Source organism: Henriciella sp., assembly GCF_029936995.1.
In the GTDB taxonomy this organism is placed as follows: domain Bacteria; phylum Pseudomonadota; class Alphaproteobacteria; order Caulobacterales; family Hyphomonadaceae; genus Henriciella.
The window spans coordinates 689,760-707,325 of sequence record NZ_JAPYRE010000001.1 but is presented as its reverse complement, the minus strand read 5'-3'; the positions used below and the strand labels follow the sequence as shown (position 1 = coordinate 707,325).

The following is a 17,566-nucleotide window of genomic DNA, read 5'->3' as shown; positions in this document are numbered from 1 at the left end:
TCTCCACCCCCTAGAATGACCGCCGGGCCGGGCCGGACGCGACCCGCTGTGTGGTGAACCAGTCGACAAAGCGGCCTATACCCTCCTCGAGCGAGACCTTCGGATCATAGCCATAATCGGCCTGCATCCGGGATATGTCAGCACAGGTTTCTGTAACATCGCCAGGCTGCATCGGCTCAAGCGCGATGCGTGCTTTCTTGCCTGTCGCCTTCTCGATGGTCTGGATAAAATCCAGCAGGGCGACCGGCTGGTTGTGACCGATATTGTAGAGCTTGTGCGCACGTTCGCCTTCGACGAAAACCGCGCGCTTGGTCGCGATGGCCTTCAGCCCGGCGATCGCGTCGGCGATGAAAGTGAAATCGCGCTTCATCTTGCCGCCATTGAAAACACGGATCGTCTCGCCGCGCAGGATCCTGTCCGTAAACGACCAGTAGGCCATATCGGGCCTGCCCAACGGCCCATACACGGTGAAGAAACGCACCCCGATCTGCTGAATATCATAGAGCTTGGCATAGGCCTGGCTCATCAGCTCATCAGCGCGCTTTGTTGCGGCATAAAGCGAAACAGGCCGGTCGACATTCGCATCTTCCTTGAAGGGGGCAACGGCATCGTCGCCATAAACCGAACTCGATGATGCATAGATCAGCATCGGTGCCTTGGCGGCCCGGCGGCAGAATTCCAGAATCGCCAGATGGCCCGTCATGTTCGATGCGGCATAGGCGAAAGGATTTTCCAGAGAATAGCGCACACCCGCCTGAGCGGCGAGATGGATAACACGGTCGATGGAATCCCGCTCCGGCAGGGCGAGCAGCGTGTCATGATCGGAAATATCGAGTTTGCGGAACTCGAATTCCTTCATCCGCTCCAGCCGGTGCAGCCGCTCCTGTTTCAGGGCGACATCGTAATAGGCATTGAGATTGTCGAGCCCCAGAACACTGTGGCCGTCCTCAAGAAGGGCCTGCGATATCTGCGATCCGATAAAGCCTGCAACGCCGGTGACCAGGAATCTCATCTTCTTACCTCACACCCTTCGCTATAGCGGTCTGGTGAAAGTGGGGAAAGGAACAGACTGTGTATGGTTCATGTCCCGGCAGCATAGCGCGCAAGTATCGCTTTCGCTTCGTCAGCCGTCTCGGGGTTCTGCAGAGCATGGGCCACGACCGCCTCGAAGTATCCGGCCTTGGACCCGCAATCAAACTCCTCGCCATCGAATTCATAGGCGTGGAAGCTCTGTGACTCCATCAGCGTCACCATGGAATCGGTCAGCTGTATCTCGCCACCCGCGCCTTTTCCCTGTTCTTCCAGAAGGTCAAAAATTTCCGGCTGGAGGATGTAGCGGCCCGTAATCTTGAGGTTGGAGGGCGCTTCCTCACGTGGGGGTTTCTCGACCATACCGCTCATCCGGATCAGACGTCCATCGCGGGACTCAGGGGTGATGACACCGTAGGAAGAAATCTTTTCTTCCGGCACAGGGTCGACCGCAACGATATTGCCGCCAGTGTTTTCATAGGCCTCGACCATTTGCGCCAGGCAGGAAGGTTTTGCCCTGACAATCACATCCGGCAGCAGGACGGCAAAAGGCTCATCGCCGACGATATCCTTCGCACACCATACAGCATGTCCCAGCCCGAGAGGCGCTTGCTGACGCGTGAAGCTCGCAGCGCCGGCCGGCAGTTTCGTCCGTTGGACCTCGGCCAGGATATCAGCTTTGGACGTCTTGGCCGCAAGGGCGGCCTCCAGTTCGAAGGCCTCATCGAAATAATCCTCGATGGCCCCTTTGCCCCGGCCTGTCACAAAGACGATATGCTCAATTCCAGCTTCAAGCGCCTCATCAACGACATATTGCAAGGCAGGCCGGTCAACGACGGGCAGAAGCTCCTTGGGAATGGATTTGGTCGCCGGCAAGACCCTTGTGCCATGCCCTGCAACCGGCATGACCGCTTTACGTATCCCCATTCCAAACTCCTTCTGACACCGCAGGACCGGAACAGAATAGGCTTCTCACCGATCATGGCCAGTTTCGGCTACCAGATTCCGGTGAAAATAAAAACGCCGAGGAGAGTTGTTATCCCCGAGGAGAGCGCCAGAACACAGCCAATGCTGACCCGCCGGGATGCGCGCGAGTGCTTCGAGATCGACGCCTGAAGGTCGGCCTGCATTCTGCGCGCTGGTGAATATAGCTCACTCAGATCACGCTTTTCCCGAACATCATCTTGCGGTGCATGATGAGGCGTATCGTTCTCGCGTTTTTCCAGTTCGACAGAACGGGGGTCCGGTTTCCTGATCGCGGCCATTGCAGCACTCTTCGCTGAATGCATCAGGCTCGCATGTTCATCCTAATGAAGCGCTAAGCCGGTCCTTGTAATTGAACAGAAAAATCTGGGGGCCGGACGGTGGAAACAAGATGCTATCCCCCCCGCCCGTCTGCAACAACCTAGAGCGCACTCACAACATGCCCGCCATCGACAACAATGGTGGACCCGGTCATGTAGCTACCCGCTTCGGACGCCAGAAGAAGGAGCGGACCACCGAGCTCATCATAATCGCCGAAGCGGCGCATCGGCACACGCTTGCGCATTTTGTCGCCAATCTCGCTTTCCAGGAACTCATCATTGATGTCCGTCTTGAAATAGCCAGGCGCCAGGGCGTTCACCCGAATTCCATAACGTGCAAGTTCCAGCCCCATGACCCGCGTCAGGTGATCTACAGCCGCCTTGGACGCGGCATAGGCTGCAATCGTCTGGGACGGACGCAGGGCCGTGATTGAGGCAATGTTGATGATGGAACCCGGCTTGCCCGCTTCCGTCAGTGCATTGGCACCAGCCTTTGCGACCCGCCAGACGCCGTCCAGATTCGTATCCATCACCGCACGCCAGTCCTCCTCGCTCATTTTCGTGAACCAGTTATCGCGCGCGATACCGGAATTGTTCACAATGATGTCGCAGGGCGCGCCAAGTTCATTCTGGATCTTCGCAAATGACGCATCGACGCTTTCAGGCTTTGTCACATCCATCTGGACAGCAAACGCCTTTCCACCAGCAGATTCAATTTCGCTGGCGAGCGCCTCAAGCTTTTCCAGTCTGCGGGCGGCGAGGACGACACGTGCACCGGCCTTTGCCAGAACCCGCGCAAAATTTGCGCCCAGTCCGCCAGAGGAGCCCGTAACAAGTGCGGTCTTTCCGGTAAGATCAAACAATTCCATACCAATATTCCCATTTCACTATTGCTTTTGCGCAAGATTTTTCCGATCACTCGCCCCATGAAGCTGACAATTACAAAAGAGACAAGCCCGGGGGAGTCGCGTGTGGCGGCTACACCGGACTCGGTAAAGAAGCTCGTCGGTTTAGGCCATAACGTCACGATTGAATCCGGGGCAGGAACTGCTGCGGGCTTTCTGGACAAGGCTTATACGGACGAAGGTGCAACGATTGCCTCATCGGCAGGTGACGCCATCAAGGATGCAGACCTTCTCCTCAAGGTGCGTGCTCCGAGCGCGGAAGAGGCCGCCAGTTACCCTGAAGGCCTGACAGTCATCGCCCTGATGAACCCGTTCGGAATGGGCGATCTCGCAGACGCCTTCAACAAGAAGAAACTCAATACGCTCGCCATGGAATTCACGCCGCGCATCACGCGTGCGCAGGCCATGGACGCCCTGTCATCGCAATCCAACCTGGCAGGGTACCGCGCGATGGTTGAAGGTGCCCACATCTATGGACGCGCCATGCCCATGATGATGACGGCGGCTGGCACCGTGGCCCCTGCGAAAGTCTTCGTTATGGGTGCAGGCGTTGCCGGTCTCCAGGCGATTGCAACAGCCCGCCGCCTCGGCGGTGTTGTCACCGCGACAGATGTCCGCCCGGCCGCCAAGGAACAGGTCGCCTCACTCGGCGCGAAGTTCATCGCCGTCGAGGACGAGGAGTTCAAGGAAGCCGAGACGGCTGGCGGCTACGCCAAGGAAATGTCGGATGAGTACAAGAAGAAACAGAACGAACTCACCGAGAGCCATATCGCGAAACAGGACATCGTCGTCACGACTGCGCTGATTCCGGGCCGTCCGGCACCAGAACTGATCAGCGAGGCGATGGTGAAGTCCATGAAGCCGGGTTCCGTTATTGTCGACATGGCTGTGGCTGCCGGCGGCAATTGCCCACTGTCAAAGCCTGATGAGGTGGTCGATGTCGACGGCGTGAAAGTGGCCGGGTTCTCCAACCTGCCGGCCCGTCTGCCCGCCGACTCCTCGTCGCTGTTTGCCAAGAACCTGATTGCCTTCCTACCGCTCATCACGGCCGAGGACGGCTCACTCAACCTCGATACTGAAGACGAGATCGTCACCGCCATGATGCTCACGCGCGGCGGCGAAACCGTCAATGAAAGGCTGAAATCATGAAAGCCATACCTGTAATCATGGCGGCAGCGGCGCTCGCCCTGCCCGCCCATGCGGCTGAGATTGCCGCAATCAACCCGACAGTGTTCCTGGCCGCGCTCTTCGCGCTGGCCTGCTTTGTCGGCTATTACGTTGTCTGGTCGGTCACTCCGGCCCTTCACACCCCGCTGATGGCCGTGACCAACGCCATCTCATCCGTGATCATTGTCGGCGCCATTGTCGCGGCGGCCTCGCTCACCGATGTGAATGGTGGCTGGATCGCCAAGATCCTCGGCGGCGTCGCCGTGGCGCTCGCCAGCGTCAACATATTCGGCGGCTTCCTCGTCACCCAGCGCATGCTGGGCATGTACAAGAAGAAGGGGGAGTAAACCGTGGAACAGTTCACCAATACATGGGCCCCGCTGCTCTATCTCATCGCGGGTATGCTCTTCATCCTGGCCCTGCGCGGCCTGTCCAGTCCTGCGACCGCCCGCAAGGGTAACCGCAACGGCATTATCGGCATGGCCATCGCGGTCATTACGACACTTGCCCTGCTCTGGAACCAGCTTGATGCCGTCACCTGGGGCATCCTTATCGCCGGTGCAGCCGTTGGCGGCGTTATCGGTGCGATCATTGCCCGGCGCATTGCCATGACGGCGATGCCGCAACTCGTCGCCGCTTTCCACTCGCTGGTCGGCATGGCGGCCGTGCTTGTCGCCGCCGCCGCACTCTATGCCCCGGCAGAGTTCGGCATCGGCGTGGTTGGCAATATCGCCCTTGTCTCGCTGATCGAGCTGTCGCTCGGCTCAGCCATCGGCGCACTGACCTTTACCGGCTCGGTGATCGCGTTCGCCAAGCTTAACGGCAACATGTCGGGCTCGCCCATCCTGCTGCCAGCCCGCCACCTGCTGAATATCGCTTTCGGCGCAGGCATTATCGCGCTGATCGCTGTGCTAATCGTGTCCGGCGGCTCGGCGACATGGGCCTTCTGGGGCCTCACCGTGCTTGCCCTGATCCTTGGTATCACGCTGATCATCCCGATTGGCGGGGCGGACATGCCGGTCGTTGTCTCGATGCTCAACTCGTATTCGGGCTGGGCCGCGGCCGCACTCGGCTTCACGCTCGGCAACTTCGCCCTGATCATCACCGGCGCACTCGTCGGCTCCTCGGGTGCGATCCTCTCCTACATCATGTGTAAGGGCATGAACCGCAGCTTCATCTCGGTCATCCTCGGCGGCTTCGGCGCGGACGATGATGGTGGTGCCGCTGCTGGCGCGGATGTTGACCGGCCCTTCAAGCAGGGCTCTGCCGATGATGCAGCCTTCATCATGAAGAATGCCGGCAAGGTCATCATCGTGCCGGGCTACGGCATGGCTGTCGCCCAGGCGCAGCACGCGCTGAAGGAAATGGTCGAACTCCTCAAGGAGGAAGGCGTCGAGGTGAAGTATGCCATTCACCCGGTCGCAGGCCGTATGCCGGGCCACATGAACGTGCTGCTCGCCGAAGCCCAGGTGCCCTATGACGAAGTGTTCGAGCTGGAAGACATCAATTCCGACTTCAACAATGCCGATGTGGCCTTCGTTATTGGTGCCAATGACGTCACCAACCCGGCCGCGAAGACAGACCAGTCATCGCCGATCTACGGCATGCCGGTCCTCGATGTTGAGAATGCCGGGACGGTGCTTTTCATCAAGCGCTCGATGGGCTCCGGCTATGCCGGTATCCAGAACGAACTCTTCTTCAAGGACAATACAATGATGCTGCTGTCGGATGCGAAGAAGATGGTCGAGGAAATCGTGAAGAGCCTCTAGGGTCTTTACCCTGCCCCAATCAAAAAAAAGCCCGGCCGCACTGGCCGGGCTTTTTCATTTGAAGCTACTTTGTCGTCATCCCGGAACCCCGGACTCGCGCCGGAGTTTCGGGCCCCCGGTTTCAGGATTTCAGAATCCCGTGCTGGGTCCCGGTCTTACGCTTTGCGTAGACCGGGATGACGTCTTTCAGCTACTCCACTTCATACCCAAACACCGCTTCAGCTTCGTCTTCATCCATCATGGCCTGACGGACCTGCGGGATGTGCGGCCCGCCATAGGACAGGAATTCATCATGGAATTCCTTCCAGCCTTCGGTGCCTTCCGCATCAGGGAAGTTTGCTTCCACCCAGTCATTGCGCAGCTTACGGATCATGAGCTTGCCCATCGTATAGTTCAGATAGGCCGGGTCATACGTGCCACGGGCGGCTTGCTGGGTCGCATTGCCCTTGTCGATATAGCACTCGTTGCGGAACAGCTCGTAGCTGTCATCGACGCTCATCTCACCGGTATGCAGGCCGATAGCCGAGAGATAGCGGCAGTTGCGAAGCAGCGCATTGGCCAGCTGGCCGATCTTCGTTTCCGGATCACCATCATGCAGGCCGGCATCGACCATCATCTCCTCGGTGTAGTGCGCCCAGCCTTCAGCGAAGGCATAGCCGACGAACATCTGCCCGAAGATCGAGTCTGACCGCTTGGCATGCAGGAAGTTGAGGAAGTGGCCGGGCCACACCTCGTGAATACTGGTCCCGAGAAGGTCCAGCTTGCCGGGAATATAGGCTGCGCGGGTTTCCTCATCCCATGTCGGGTCCGGCGGTGAGATGTAGTAGACTGACGGCATACCCTCTTCATAAGGCCCCGGAATGGAGATGTAGGCCGAGTTCTGCCGGTTATAGGGCGGAGATTCCTTCACCAGCGCTTCCTCGGTGCCCGGGATGGAAACGAGATTCTTTTCTTCCAGGAACGCCTTCATTTCCGGTAGCTGTTCGCGTGCCGCCTGCACGGGACCATTTTCCGGCTTATTGGCCGCCATCTTGGCCATGCAGTCTTCCATGCTGGCATCGGGGGCGAATTCAGCACACGCTTCTTCAAGTGCCTGCTGGTTCGCCTTCAGGTCGGCCTCGCCAATCGCCTTCAACTCGTCGAGCGGGATATCGACGCCCTCGGTCAGGCGCACCATGTCGGAAAAACGCTTTGCACCAAGTTCATAGCCGGTCTCGGTAGCCGGTTCCGATGCGATATAGTCTGCCAGCGAACTCATCGCTGCGGACGCCTTCTCGGCGGCGGCATCAAACTCGGCCTGAAGGTCCTCATCCTCGACTTCGGCAAAAGCCTGCTTTGCCCCGGCGGTATAATACTCGGCAAAGCCATCAAACCCGGCCGTGCCCAGTTTCAGAACCGTCTTCGGCAGCGGAAGCTCGATATTCGCCTCGATATGCTCGGCAGCAGCCGGAACATTGTTCAGATACGTGATGAAGGCACGCATCCGCTCGGCTGGCTCGGCATAGGGGCGCGTGATGTACACGCTCGGATCGAGCTTGCCGATATAATAGTCGGGGCCGGTCGTGCGTTCGGCGTCGACAAGCCAGAACAGCTCACCCTTCATCGTGTTAATGAAATACTGGCGCTCGAATGCATCGGCCTCGCTCAGCGTCTCCGGGTCAATTGCCTCGGCGCGCGCGATCATGTCCTCGCGCAGGTCGATCTGCGCCTGAAGCCCCTCCTGGCTCCAGTCCGGCAGCTGCCCGTCGAATTCATGCTTGCCCTGATCGACAGCGAAGGTCGGGTTGAGCTCGAAATAGGCCTTCAGGAACGCGTCCATGAAGGTGGCCCATTCCTCGCCTGCCATCTCGCTATCATTGGCTGTATTGGTGGAGGTGTCGCTTTCTGCGGCTTCATTGGCAGCTGACGCGTCCGGCTGGTTGTCCGGCGTCTGCGTTTCAGCAGGCCCGGTGCACCCTGACGCGGCAATGGCCGTGACAGAAACGGCGGCAAAAAGTCCGCGTAATGTCATTGGAATACTCCTTGAAACATGCAGCCCCGAAACACCCGGAGCCTTGTTTCAAGTGATACCAATTCGTCAGCTCACGCCAAGGGCAAACCCTTATTCAAGAAAAAACCCGGTGGAACGCACCGGGTCTCAAGATCACGATTTTGGCTCTATACCGGGATTGGGCACTGAATAGGCATCCTCTAGCTCATGCCCGTCAGGCTTTTTCTTCAATGCCGAATGTGGCTCGATTTCAGCACTTGATGCATCGTCCATATCGTCATTTGGGACATTCGGGAGGCATTCATCCTCCATGTCCGTCACGAGATCGGCCTCATGCTCTTGCTGGTCGGCGACCGGCGAACCGTCCTTGTAGCCAGCGCCCTTTGCAGGCTGGTCTTCCACGTCTTCGCCTTTCCTGAAACCTTCGCCATACCCGCGCTGGCGTTCGACTTCTTCGACTCTTTGATGGTCGCGATCGGCCATGGGTCATCTCCTTTTGGACTTGTCTATACAAAAGAAACGGACAGGATGGCGGACGGGTTCCGCTCGATCTTTGTCAAATAACGCCGCACGATCTGGACCCGTTGGCCCGCGCATGCGAAGACGCCTGAACCACAAATGATTGCAAATGCAAAGAGTTTCCGATGCCCGCCGATCTCGACATGCTGAAGACCATCGAACAGCGCCTCCTCTGGCTCTCGGCCTGGACGGTCCACAACGCCAATAACATCCGCAAGAAGGAAGATGGCGCGATCAAGGTCGGCGGCCACCAGGCATCATGCGCGTCCATGACGCCGATCATGACGGCGCTCTATTTCAACACGCTCAAACCTGAAGACCGTGTCGCGGTAAAGCCGCATGCCTCGCCCGTCTTCCATGCCATGCAATACCTGATGGGCAACCAGACGCGTGAGAAGCTCGAAGCCTTCCGCGGCTGGGGCGGTGCCCAGTCCTATCCCAGCCGCACCAAGGACACAGACGATGTCGACTTCTCGACCGGTTCGGTGGGCTTGGGCGTCGCAGCCACCGCCTTCAACTCACTGGTGCAGGACTATCTGGCCGCCAAGGATTGGTCTGGCGAGCGCCCCCTCGGCCGCCAGGTCGCCCTGGTCGGCGATGCGGAACTCGATGAAGGCAATGTCTATGAATGCCTTCAGGAAGGCTGGAAGCACGACCTGCGCAACACATGGTGGATCATCGACTATAACCGCCAGAGCCTCGACGGCGTCGTCCATGAGGGCCTGTGGGAGAAGATCGACGCCATCTTCAAGGCGTTTGGCTGGCGCACCGTCGTCCTGCGCCACGGCGTTCTGCAACAGGCAGCCTTCGAGGAACCGGGCGGCGAGGCCCTGAAAGAGTGGATCCAGTCCTGCCCGAACATGGATTATTCGGCGCTGACCTATAAAGGCGGTGCGGCCTGGCGCGAGCGCCTGATGAACGACATCGGCGACCAGGGCGACGTCACGAAACTGCTCGACAAGCGCAGCGACGAAGAGCTCGACGCGCTGATGAACAATCTCGGCGGCCAGTGCCTGAAGACGCTGACCGAGGCCTTCGACGCCATCGACGACGACACGCCCACCGTCTTCCTCGCCTACACCATCAAGGGCTGGCAGACCCCGCTCGCAGGCCACAAGGACAATCACGGCGGCATCATGAACAAGCCGCAGTTCGCAGACTTCCAGAAACAGATGGGCGTGCCCGAAGGCGAGGAATGGGAGCCTTTCGCCACCGTGGATGATCCTGACGCCCTGAAAACCTTTCTCGACAAGGCGCCCTTCTTCTCGAAAGGCACACGGCGTTACACCGCGCCGGAAGTGAAAAGCCCCGGCCCGGTCTGGCTGGACGACCGCGAACTCGCCACACAGGCCGGCTTCGGCAAGATCCTGGACGGGCTGGCCAAGTCGAAATCAGAGCTGGCCGACCGTATCGTCACCATGTCACCGGATGTGACCAGTTCCACCAACCTCTCCGGCTGGGTGAACCGCCGCTCGCTCTTCGCCCGCCGCGAGGTTTCCGACACCTTCAAGGAGCAGTCCATCCCGTCTACCCAGAAGTGGGAGTTCTCACCAGAGGGCCAGCATTTCGAACTCGGCATTGCGGAAATGAACCTCTTCCTCCTGCTCGGACAGGCCGGGCTCGCCCATTCCCATTTCGGAGAGCGCCTGATCCCCGTAGGCACGCTCTATGATCCCTTCATCGCGCGCGGCCTCGATGCGCTGAACTATGCCTGCTATCAGGATGCCCGCTTCATCGTCGCCGGCACGCCGTCCGGCATCACGCTCGCCCCGGAAGGCGGCGCGCACCAGTCGGTCGGCACCCAGCTCATCGGGATGAGCCAGGACGGCCTTGTCAGCTTCGAGCCGGCCTTCCTCGACGAGCTTTCCATCATCATGGACTGGAGCTTCGATTATCTTCAGCGCTCCGGCGAGAACGACCCGGACGAGCGTACATGGCTGCGGGACGAGACCGGCGGCTCGGTCTATCTGCGTCTCTCCACCCGACCCATCGAACAGCTCGGCCCCCGCAACCGCGACGATGAAGAGTTCCGCCGCGGCGTCGTCGATGGCGCCTACTGGCTGCGCGAGCCGGGACCGAACTGCGAGATCGTCATCGCCTATCAGGGTGTCATCGCGCCGGAAGCCATCGAGGCGGCCGGACGTATAGGCAATGACCGGCGTGACATCGGCGTCCTCGCCGTCACCTCGGCCGACCGCCTGAACTCAGGCTGGACCGCCGCCCGCCGCGCCCGTGCCCGCGGCCACGCCTCCGCGCAGAGCCAGATCGAACGCCTGATGGCAAAAGTCCCGCGCGACGCAACCCTGATCACCGTCACCGATGGCCACCCGGCCACCCTCGCCTGGATCGGCTCCGTCGCCGGCCACATGACCGCGCCCTTAGGCGTCGAACACTTTGGCCAGACCGGCACCATCCCCGACCTCCACAACCACTACCAGATCGACACCGACGCCATCGTGAATGCGGCGCAGAATCTGAGTGCTGGGAGAAGGATCAGACTGGCAGCAAAACCCTAGCGCTCATCCCCCAGTTCGCGGCACACATCTGCCGCGGGTCCATTACTGCAAAAGTCCGGCGGACCGGCCTTACGCCAATAGTCGAGCAGCCCCAGCTGCCTCACAATGCCAGTAAACCGGGGCCCCGCCCGAAAGGCCGCATTGCTCGGGTCGTAGAAAATGACCGCGTTGAGGAAGCGCCCCTTCTCACTCTCGCGCTCGGCGATGGTGAGCATGGCGTCGGTGTCGCCGGTCTCCTGGATGAGGCTGATCGCCATCTGGGCTGGCAGCCCCTCCCCATAAGCTTCGACAATTCCGCCGACAAAGGCCTCGGTCTCGTCCCGGTCACCGCGCCGGTAAACCTCTCGGGCGCGATCAAAATAGGCGCAGTCCTCACGCATCGGGCACTCAGCCTGCCAGGCTTGCATCTCGTCGAACTCACCTTGTCCGAGCAGCACCATCCAACGTCCGAACCAGGTCACCGGCATTTCGAGCCCATGCTCATTCCAGAGCACTTCCAGCTGCCGGCGCCCTTCGGTTGCGTCTATATAGAAAGCGGTGTTCATGGCGAGCTCGTTCAGTGCCGGCGGATAGTTCGGCTCCAGCCTCAGTGCCTCACGGGTCAGCCTCAGCGCGTCCTCCATGTAGCCGGCCTCCCGTTTGTGACCCGCCGCCCAGAGATAGATCGTCGGATTGTCCGGATCGCGCGCCATGGCATCGTCATAGATGTCACGCGCCGCGACCCAGTCGCCGCGCCGTTCGGCAATCTCGGCCATCAGCGTGCGCGGTTCTGCCAGCTCCGGCTTCAGCCGCAAGGCGCGGTCGGCGGCGAGGATGGCCCTGTCCAGCGCCGCAGTGACATCGGCCGCCTCGTCATAGCTCGGATAGGTCGCCCAGGCCGAGGCAAGCGCCGCCCAGGCTTCAGCGAAATCCTCATCCTGCTCAACCGCCTCGGTCAGCAGCAGAATGGCCCGGCGGTTCGGCTCCTTGCCACGCTGCTGCCAGAGGGAGAGGCCGCGCTCATACAGGTCGAGCGCCTGCACATTCTCGCTAAGCGGCGCCGCCTCGACAGTCGGCAGCGGACTTGCGGTCTCGCGCCGCAAATCAAGAAAGCCGGAAATGTTGAGCGCCAGCAGCACGACGATGGTGATACCCGCCACCCATGGCCAGATCGTCGGCGACAGGCGGCCGGGCTTGCGCACTGCCGCCGGGTCCAGCGTGTCTGGCGCCCGCGACCAGATCCAGGCATCAAGTTCAGACGGCAGCGCGTAAACAGTGCTTCGCGCCTCATGCACCTGGCGATGCACGGGCAGGCCCTCTTCCGCCTCCCAGCGGCGCGCCGTGCGTTCGCTGCAGCCGACATGGGCGGCGATCCGCTTCCAGCCGATCAGACGGCCGGCATCGGCAGCTGAACCTTCTGTTGTCATCCGACCTGCACCCTGACCCGGTCCCGTCCTGAAACCTAGACCAGCAAGGATGAACGGACAATTGCGGTCACCGGGCGGCCAGGAGCGGTCACGCCCGCGCCGCCTGTAGATATTGCGGTGGGCGCGCGCTCTTTTGGCCGCATCAAACCGGGGAGACCTCTGATGCTACCTTTTCCGCGCGCGCACCTCTATGTTGGCGCCTTCCTGCTTGCGACCTTTGCTGCCTTCTGGCCGTCCTATTTTTCCGTCCTCGGCGAGGCGAGCTTCGCCCACCATTTGCACGGCATGACGGCAACGCTGTGGATCCTTCTCCTCATGGCGCAGAACTGGACGATCCATCACCGCCATCGGGGCGCCCATAAATGGTTCGGTCTCTCCAGTCTCGCCCTCATCCCTGTCTTCACCGTCGGCGGACTGCTGACGACGCGGGACACTGTGGCCCGCGATAGTCCGTTCACCGAGATGTTCGGCTTCCGCCTTGCCGTGGCAGACCTCGTCGCGACCGTGATCGTTTGCCTGTTCTTCGCCCTGGCGCTCAGACATCGCCGCAACGTGCACCTGCATGCGCGCTACATGCTCGCGACCGTCACGCCGCTTCTCGGGCCATCACTGGCGCGCCTCTTCAACAATTACACGCCAGGCTTTGCGATCCGGTCGATCGAGGAGTTGCCGAAATTCGCAATCGGCGCGACCGTCAGCGTCCTCTTCGCGATCGCCCTGCTCGCCATCCTGATCTACCGGGACCATCGCAATGACCAGCCGACCCTGCCCTTCACTCTCGCGCTGATCGGCACGCTGGCCATGTATAGCGGCTTCTATGTGTGGGGCGACTGGCCGGTCTGGATCGCCACAATGGAGGCCTATGGCACCGTGCCGAGCTGGATCATCTGGGTCACGGGCCTCGCCATTGGCACCGCCGCCGGCGCCTGGGGCTGGCAGGCGGGCAAGCGGCCGAACAGGCGGACCGCCGCCGGCCCCGCAGCACCGCTCACCGATGCAACGGCCTGAACACCACTCTGCAGGCGCGTGGGGACGCACCTCAGCCGAAGCGGGCGAAGCTGATGGGCTTCGTCCGCTGCCTTGATTTGCCACGTTGACCACTCCGGACACACTCCTGAACCGTCTTCACGCTCATGGCCCGTTCCCCTTCCGGCGCTCAGGACGCCTTCGCGACATTCGACAGGTCCGTCGCCGCGTCCGATGCGGCTAGCCACCTGCGGTCCGACAACTGGACGCCGCACCGGCCCGGCCTGGAGCAGGAAGGTACTGGTCCCAGCAAGCGCACTCTCCACACCGCGCCTTCCTGTCAGGACCTGCCGTCGCGGCGGGCCTTTCTATCGGCGACAGATCAGCTATCGGTAGACCCCGGAAAAAAGAGTGCCGCGAAAGCGGCCGATCCGGAGGAGTCGCCCCATGCCCGTTCTGTCACTGTCCCGCATCCTTGCCCACTGGGCCGCGATTCAACCGGATCGCGTGGCCGTCGATCATGAGGGGGACCAGATCAGCTGGACCGAACTGGACCGCCGCACCAACCGGCTTGCCCGCGCCTATCAGGCGCTCGGCGTCGTCGAGAATGACTTCGTGACCATCGCCCTGCCGAACAGTATCGAGTTCTTCGAAGCCTGCTTTGCCACCTGGAAACTCGGCGCGACGCCGCAGCCGGTCTCTGCGCGCCTGCCAAAATATGAGCGCGACCAGATCATCGAACTTGGCAAACCCTCCCTCGTCGTGGGCACGGCGGAAGGTGAATATGCCCCCACGCCTTCGCTGCCTGCCGGATACGAAGCAGACCCGGCCCTCCCGGACGCGCCATTGCCCGAGATAACCGCCGCGTCTTTCAAGGCGATGACCTCAGGCGGCTCCACCGGACGGCCCAAGCTCATCGTGTCGCGCCAGCCAGCCGAATGGGACACCGATCTGGATTTTCTGGAAATCCGCAACCAGGGCTCCATGCTCATCCCCGGCCCGCTCTACCATAATGGCCCTTTCATGTGGGCGGTGATCGCCCTCTTCAAGGGCGCAACCGTTGCCGTCACGACGCGCTTCGACGCGGAAAAGACACTCCAGCTCATTGAGCGGATGAAGCTCGAGACAGCCTACATGGTGCCGACCATGATGCGCCGGATCTGGGCCCTGCCCGAAGACGTCCGCACCGGCTATGACGTCTCGAGCCTCACCGCCCTCTGGCACCTTGCCGCGCCGTGTCCGCCCTGGCTGAAAGAGGCCTTCATCGAGTGGCTCGGCCCGGAAGTGATCTGGGAACTCTATGGCGGCACCGAAGGCCAGGGATCTACGACGATACAGGGCACCGAATGGCTGACCCACAAGGGCTCCGTCGGCCGCCCGGTCGAGACCTGCGAGATGAAGATATTCGGCGAGGATGGCGCAGAACTCCCGCCCGGCGAGGTGGGCGAGGTCTTCCTGCGCCCGCTCGCCGGACAGGGCACGAGCTATTACTATCTCGGCGCCGAAGCAAAAGAGATCGAAGGTGGCTGGGAAAGCCTTGGTGACATGGGCTGGATGGATGAAGACGGCTATCTCTATCTGAGCGACCGGCGCTCCGACATGATCGTTGTCGGCGGCGCCAACATCTATCCGGCCGAGGTCGAAGCCGCGCTCGACTCCTGGCCGGGCGTGCGCTCCTCCGCCGTCATCGGCCTGCCGGACGAGGACATGGGCGCGCGCCTGCACGCCATCATCGACATGCCGGAAGGCGAGCTGGACGAACCCGCCCTCATCGCCCACCTGCGCGAGCGCCTCGTCACCTACAAACTCCCCAAATCCATAGAAGTCGTCCGCGAACCGCTGCGGGATGACGCGGGGAAGACACGGCGGAAAGCGTTGAGAGAGGCGAGGTTGTAACTAAGCGCTAGAAAAGAGCCGCACGTTTGGAAACCGAACACTGCGGCCAGACCAGCACCATTTCCGACCTTCACGCCCACGACCAGATCGACACCGACGCCATCGTCAACGCCGCGCAGCACCTGAGCGCGGGAAGAAGGATCAGGCTGGCGGGGGGCTTCGGAGACGGTTCGCGCTAGCGAAGCGATTGATCCAGTGAATCAATCGCAAGCGAAGAAGGCCACGGCAGTGGCTAAGAAACGAAACAGGAGCCTATATCGTGTTCAGGAGTTCTCAAATCTTTATCCAGTCGCCCGTCTTTGGGTTGTAACTGACTTTCGAAACTTCATCGGCGCCTAATTTGTCTTTGGCAAGAATTGCAACGTCGACATTGGCATAGAAGCCAATAAGTCCGTCATTCTTAAAAGCCCCGCCACCAAAAACCCATCCCGGGTTCGACAAGTCGAGTTCTGGCGCTATCCGTCTCAATGGTATGCGAGTCAGATCCACCGCGTATCCAACCCCTGTCGCTGTAGCTGTAGGAGCGAATGAACTGCTCACAACGCCAACCACCTGTCCCGACATATTGATCACCGGACCGCCGCTCATGCCTGATGCCCAGTCACCTTCAATTTCAAAGGCCGGCCACGGCCTTGTCAGTCCCCTGCCATCAGGATGCAACTCTGTGACGACCCCCTCGGCCCCACTAAGGTTTTCTTCAAAGATCAGGCGCGCTGTTCGTTCGTCAAACTTGGTCCCTAAGATGGGGTAGCCGATTGCCAAAACCTTTTCGCCAATTGCAGGACATTGTGCAGAAATCGGTAGAGGGCTTACAAATCGGTCGCGACCCAGCTTCAATTGATCCACGTCGACTCTTAGTGAAGCGACGTCGATAATTATGTCTGGACCATTAGGACCCGGTACAACGCTGATCGCCTCTGCATCTGTCGACTTGAAGCCGCAAACCTGCCGTATAGGGCCAAAGAAATCTTCGGCTTCTAAATTCACGGTTCCAAAAACCAAGCCCGGAGAGAAGCCGATTGCACCAACCCGCCCCGTTGTGAAGCAGCTCTCTGAGCCTTCCGAAACGACGTGCTGAGCTGTCAGCCAGCACCAAGGCGACACCTGAAAGCAAGTGCCCAATCCGACGATATGCTCGTCAGTTGAAGTAAAAAAAACGACCGGCTGAATCACTTCGCGCAGCCCAAAGGGATCCTGGATGCTAAATTTGCTTTCGCTTCCCCAAGTCTCGAAGCCTAAGGGCTTTTCAGTTCCCGCCATATCTTGCATTCCCTCACTGAGTCTGAATTCTCTGATAATGACAAGTGAGTTTTCTATGGTCGAAGGCGAAACTACCCAAGGACACTGCCCCGATTGCGGAGGAATTAGGAACGCTAGCGCCCGAAAAGTATTTCAGCATCACATCGATGTCGACGGCGACGACTTCATTTGGCTAAACCGTGCTTATGCCATTTTGCAGTGCCTAGGATGTGACGCTGTTTACTTTCGTACAGACAGTCAATTCTCCGAAGATGAGGAACATGTCTTCAACCATGAAACAGGCGAGCACGAATGTGATATTCCTATTCGTACATCCTATCATCCTTCACCTGTGCGTCGCGATCGTGCAGAATGGGCAAACCGAATAAGAGGCACAGACCAAACCCTTCAGCGTCTGCTTGACGCGGTTTATGATGCCTTGGATGCGGATCTAAGAGTACTTGCAGCGATAGGCACAAGAACCACGTTCGACAGGGCATCGGAGTTACTGGGTATCAACGAGAATTTGGGCTTCGGACAAAAACTCAATGAACTTCGCGATGCTGGCAAAATAGGTGTGGACGAGCGACAGCACTTAGGTGATCTCGTCGATGCTGGGAGTGCCGCTGCTCACCGAGGTTGGGAGCCTTCGAATGAGCAGTTGGAAGTTATGGTAACCATACTAGAGGCATTTCTACATCGTTCGTTTATCCTCGCAGCTGAAGCGGGTGCGCTAAGAGACGCAGTACCTCAGAGACGACGAACAAATAACGACACCGAGAATGTGGAAGATCACTAGTCGAAAAAATACGAGACACCAGAATAAAACTTTCACGATAACGCTCGGCACGCACCGGAAC

General features: G+C 60.0%; 16 protein-coding genes. 8 read left to right on the top strand and 8 right to left on the bottom strand.

Going from position 1 to position 17,566, the window contains the following annotated elements; translation table 11 throughout:
• Positions 1-10: 10 nt before the first annotated feature.
• The 4 genes from Q1K31_RS03395 to Q1K31_RS03380 form a co-directional block, all read right to left on the bottom strand.
• Entirely contained in the window at positions 11-1,012 is a 1,002-nt protein-coding gene (locus tag Q1K31_RS03395; protein ID WP_300376705.1) for a GDP-mannose 4,6-dehydratase, read from the bottom strand.
• Between the two features lie 68 nt (positions 1,013-1,080).
• Positions 1,081-1,956, bottom strand: coding sequence for a UTP--glucose-1-phosphate uridylyltransferase GalU (gene galU, locus Q1K31_RS03390; protein ID WP_300376703.1), 876 nt, complete (start codon positions 1,954-1,956; stop codon positions 1,081-1,083).
• Positions 1,957-2,024: 68 nt separating this feature from the next.
• The gene (locus tag Q1K31_RS03385; protein ID WP_300376701.1) at positions 2,025-2,318 is read right to left on the bottom strand and encodes a hypothetical protein; all 294 of its coding nucleotides are present in this window, start codon (positions 2,316-2,318) and stop codon (positions 2,025-2,027) included.
• 116 nt (positions 2,319-2,434) lie between these two features.
• Positions 2,435-3,202, bottom strand: a complete 768-nt coding sequence (locus Q1K31_RS03380) for an SDR family NAD(P)-dependent oxidoreductase (RefSeq protein ID WP_300376699.1) — start codon at positions 3,200-3,202, stop codon at positions 2,435-2,437.
• 57 nt (positions 3,203-3,259) lie between these two features.
• Here Q1K31_RS03380 and Q1K31_RS03375 point away from each other — a divergent pair, with 57 nt between their 5' ends.
• The 3 genes from Q1K31_RS03375 to Q1K31_RS03365 are packed head-to-tail and all read left to right on the top strand — an operon-like array spanning position 3,260 to position 6,174.
• On the top strand, positions 3,260-4,387 hold the full coding sequence (locus Q1K31_RS03375; protein WP_300376697.1) for a Re/Si-specific NAD(P)(+) transhydrogenase subunit alpha: 1,128 nt from the start codon (positions 3,260-3,262) through the stop codon (positions 4,385-4,387).
• A 17-nt stretch (positions 4,388-4,404) separates the two neighbouring features.
• Complete coding sequence (locus tag Q1K31_RS03370) at positions 4,405-4,752, top strand: proton-translocating transhydrogenase family protein (RefSeq protein ID WP_367187518.1); 348 nt, start codon at positions 4,405-4,407, stop codon at positions 4,750-4,752.
• A gap of 3 nt (positions 4,753-4,755) precedes the next feature.
• On the top strand, positions 4,756-6,174 hold the full coding sequence (locus Q1K31_RS03365; RefSeq protein WP_300376693.1) for an NAD(P)(+) transhydrogenase (Re/Si-specific) subunit beta: 1,419 nt from the start codon (positions 4,756-4,758) through the stop codon (positions 6,172-6,174).
• A gap of 190 nt (positions 6,175-6,364) precedes the next feature.
• On the opposite strand, the gene Q1K31_RS03360 is transcribed toward Q1K31_RS03365, so the two are convergent.
• Both Q1K31_RS03360 and Q1K31_RS03355 read right to left on the bottom strand, forming a co-directional pair.
• On the bottom strand, positions 6,365-8,185 hold the full coding sequence (locus Q1K31_RS03360; protein WP_300376691.1) for a DUF885 domain-containing protein: 1,821 nt from the start codon (positions 8,183-8,185) through the stop codon (positions 6,365-6,367).
• Between the two features lie 132 nt (positions 8,186-8,317).
• Positions 8,318-8,647, bottom strand: a complete 330-nt coding sequence (locus Q1K31_RS03355; protein ID WP_300376689.1) for a hypothetical protein — start codon at positions 8,645-8,647, stop codon at positions 8,318-8,320.
• A gap of 161 nt (positions 8,648-8,808) precedes the next feature.
• Here Q1K31_RS03355 and Q1K31_RS03350 point away from each other — a divergent pair, with 161 nt between their 5' ends.
• On the top strand, positions 8,809-11,199 hold the full coding sequence (locus tag Q1K31_RS03350; RefSeq protein ID WP_300376687.1) for a transketolase: 2,391 nt from the start codon (positions 8,809-8,811) through the stop codon (positions 11,197-11,199).
• On the opposite strand, the gene Q1K31_RS03345 is transcribed toward Q1K31_RS03350, so the two are convergent.
• Positions 11,196-12,605 (bottom strand): hypothetical protein, encoded by a 1,410-nt coding sequence (locus Q1K31_RS03345; protein WP_300376685.1) that lies wholly within the window; start codon positions 12,603-12,605, stop codon positions 11,196-11,198. The two genes, Q1K31_RS03350 and Q1K31_RS03345, sit on opposite strands and share 4 nt — an antisense overlap.
• A gap of 162 nt (positions 12,606-12,767) precedes the next feature.
• Between Q1K31_RS03345 and Q1K31_RS03340 the strand changes: the two genes are divergently transcribed.
• From Q1K31_RS03340 to Q1K31_RS03330, 3 genes are all read left to right on the top strand, one after another.
• Positions 12,768-13,613 (top strand): hypothetical protein, encoded by an 846-nt coding sequence (locus Q1K31_RS03340; protein WP_300376683.1) that lies wholly within the window; start codon positions 12,768-12,770, stop codon positions 13,611-13,613.
• Positions 13,614-14,018: 405 nt separating this feature from the next.
• Complete coding sequence (locus Q1K31_RS03335; protein ID WP_300376681.1) at positions 14,019-15,467, top strand: AMP-binding protein; 1,449 nt, start codon at positions 14,019-14,021, stop codon at positions 15,465-15,467.
• 26 nt (positions 15,468-15,493) lie between these two features.
• On the top strand, positions 15,494-15,646 hold the full coding sequence (locus tag Q1K31_RS03330; RefSeq protein ID WP_300376679.1) for a hypothetical protein: 153 nt from the start codon (positions 15,494-15,496) through the stop codon (positions 15,644-15,646).
• 94 nt (positions 15,647-15,740) lie between these two features.
• On the opposite strand, the gene Q1K31_RS03325 is transcribed toward Q1K31_RS03330, so the two are convergent.
• Complete coding sequence (locus Q1K31_RS03325; protein WP_300376677.1) at positions 15,741-16,727, bottom strand: serine protease; 987 nt, start codon at positions 16,725-16,727, stop codon at positions 15,741-15,743.
• A 55-nt stretch (positions 16,728-16,782) separates the two neighbouring features.
• On the opposite strand from Q1K31_RS03325, the gene Q1K31_RS03320 reads away from it, so the two are divergent.
• A complete protein-coding gene (locus tag Q1K31_RS03320) occupies positions 16,783-17,505 on the top strand; it encodes a DUF4145 domain-containing protein (protein ID WP_300376675.1) in 723 nt (240 codons plus the stop codon).
• The last annotated feature ends 61 nt before the right edge of the window (positions 17,506-17,566 follow it).

Coding starts and splice junctions, on each gene's coding strand:
- Q1K31_RS03395 (WP_300376705.1), bottom strand. CDS start 1,012: ATGAGATTCCTGGTCACCGGCGTTGCAGGCTTTATCGGATCGCAGATA.
- galU (WP_300376703.1), bottom strand. CDS start 1,956: ATGGGGATACGTAAAGCGGTCATGCCGGTTGCAGGGCATGGCACAAGG.
- Q1K31_RS03385 (WP_300376701.1), bottom strand. CDS start 2,318: ATGCATTCAGCGAAGAGTGCTGCAATGGCCGCGATCAGGAAACCGGAC.
- Q1K31_RS03380 (WP_300376699.1), bottom strand. CDS start 3,202: ATGGAATTGTTTGATCTTACCGGAAAGACCGCACTTGTTACGGGCTCC.
- Q1K31_RS03375 (WP_300376697.1), top strand. CDS start 3,260: ATGAAGCTGACAATTACAAAAGAGACAAGCCCGGGGGAGTCGCGTGTG.
- Q1K31_RS03370 (WP_367187518.1), top strand. CDS start 4,405: ATGGCGGCAGCGGCGCTCGCCCTGCCCGCCCATGCGGCTGAGATTGCC.
- Q1K31_RS03360 (WP_300376691.1), bottom strand. CDS start 8,185: ATGACATTACGCGGACTTTTTGCCGCCGTTTCTGTCACGGCCATTGCC.
- Q1K31_RS03355 (WP_300376689.1), bottom strand. CDS start 8,647: ATGGCCGATCGCGACCATCAAAGAGTCGAAGAAGTCGAACGCCAGCGC.
- Q1K31_RS03350 (WP_300376687.1), top strand. CDS start 8,809: ATGCCCGCCGATCTCGACATGCTGAAGACCATCGAACAGCGCCTCCTC.
- Q1K31_RS03345 (WP_300376685.1), bottom strand. CDS start 12,605: ATGACAACAGAAGGTTCAGCTGCCGATGCCGGCCGTCTGATCGGCTGG.
- Q1K31_RS03340 (WP_300376683.1), top strand. CDS start 12,768: ATGCTACCTTTTCCGCGCGCGCACCTCTATGTTGGCGCCTTCCTGCTT.
- Q1K31_RS03335 (WP_300376681.1), top strand. CDS start 14,019: ATGCCCGTTCTGTCACTGTCCCGCATCCTTGCCCACTGGGCCGCGATT.
- Q1K31_RS03325 (WP_300376677.1), bottom strand. CDS start 16,727: ATGGCGGGAACTGAAAAGCCCTTAGGCTTCGAGACTTGGGGAAGCGAA.
- Q1K31_RS03320 (WP_300376675.1), top strand. CDS start 16,783: ATGGTCGAAGGCGAAACTACCCAAGGACACTGCCCCGATTGCGGAGGA.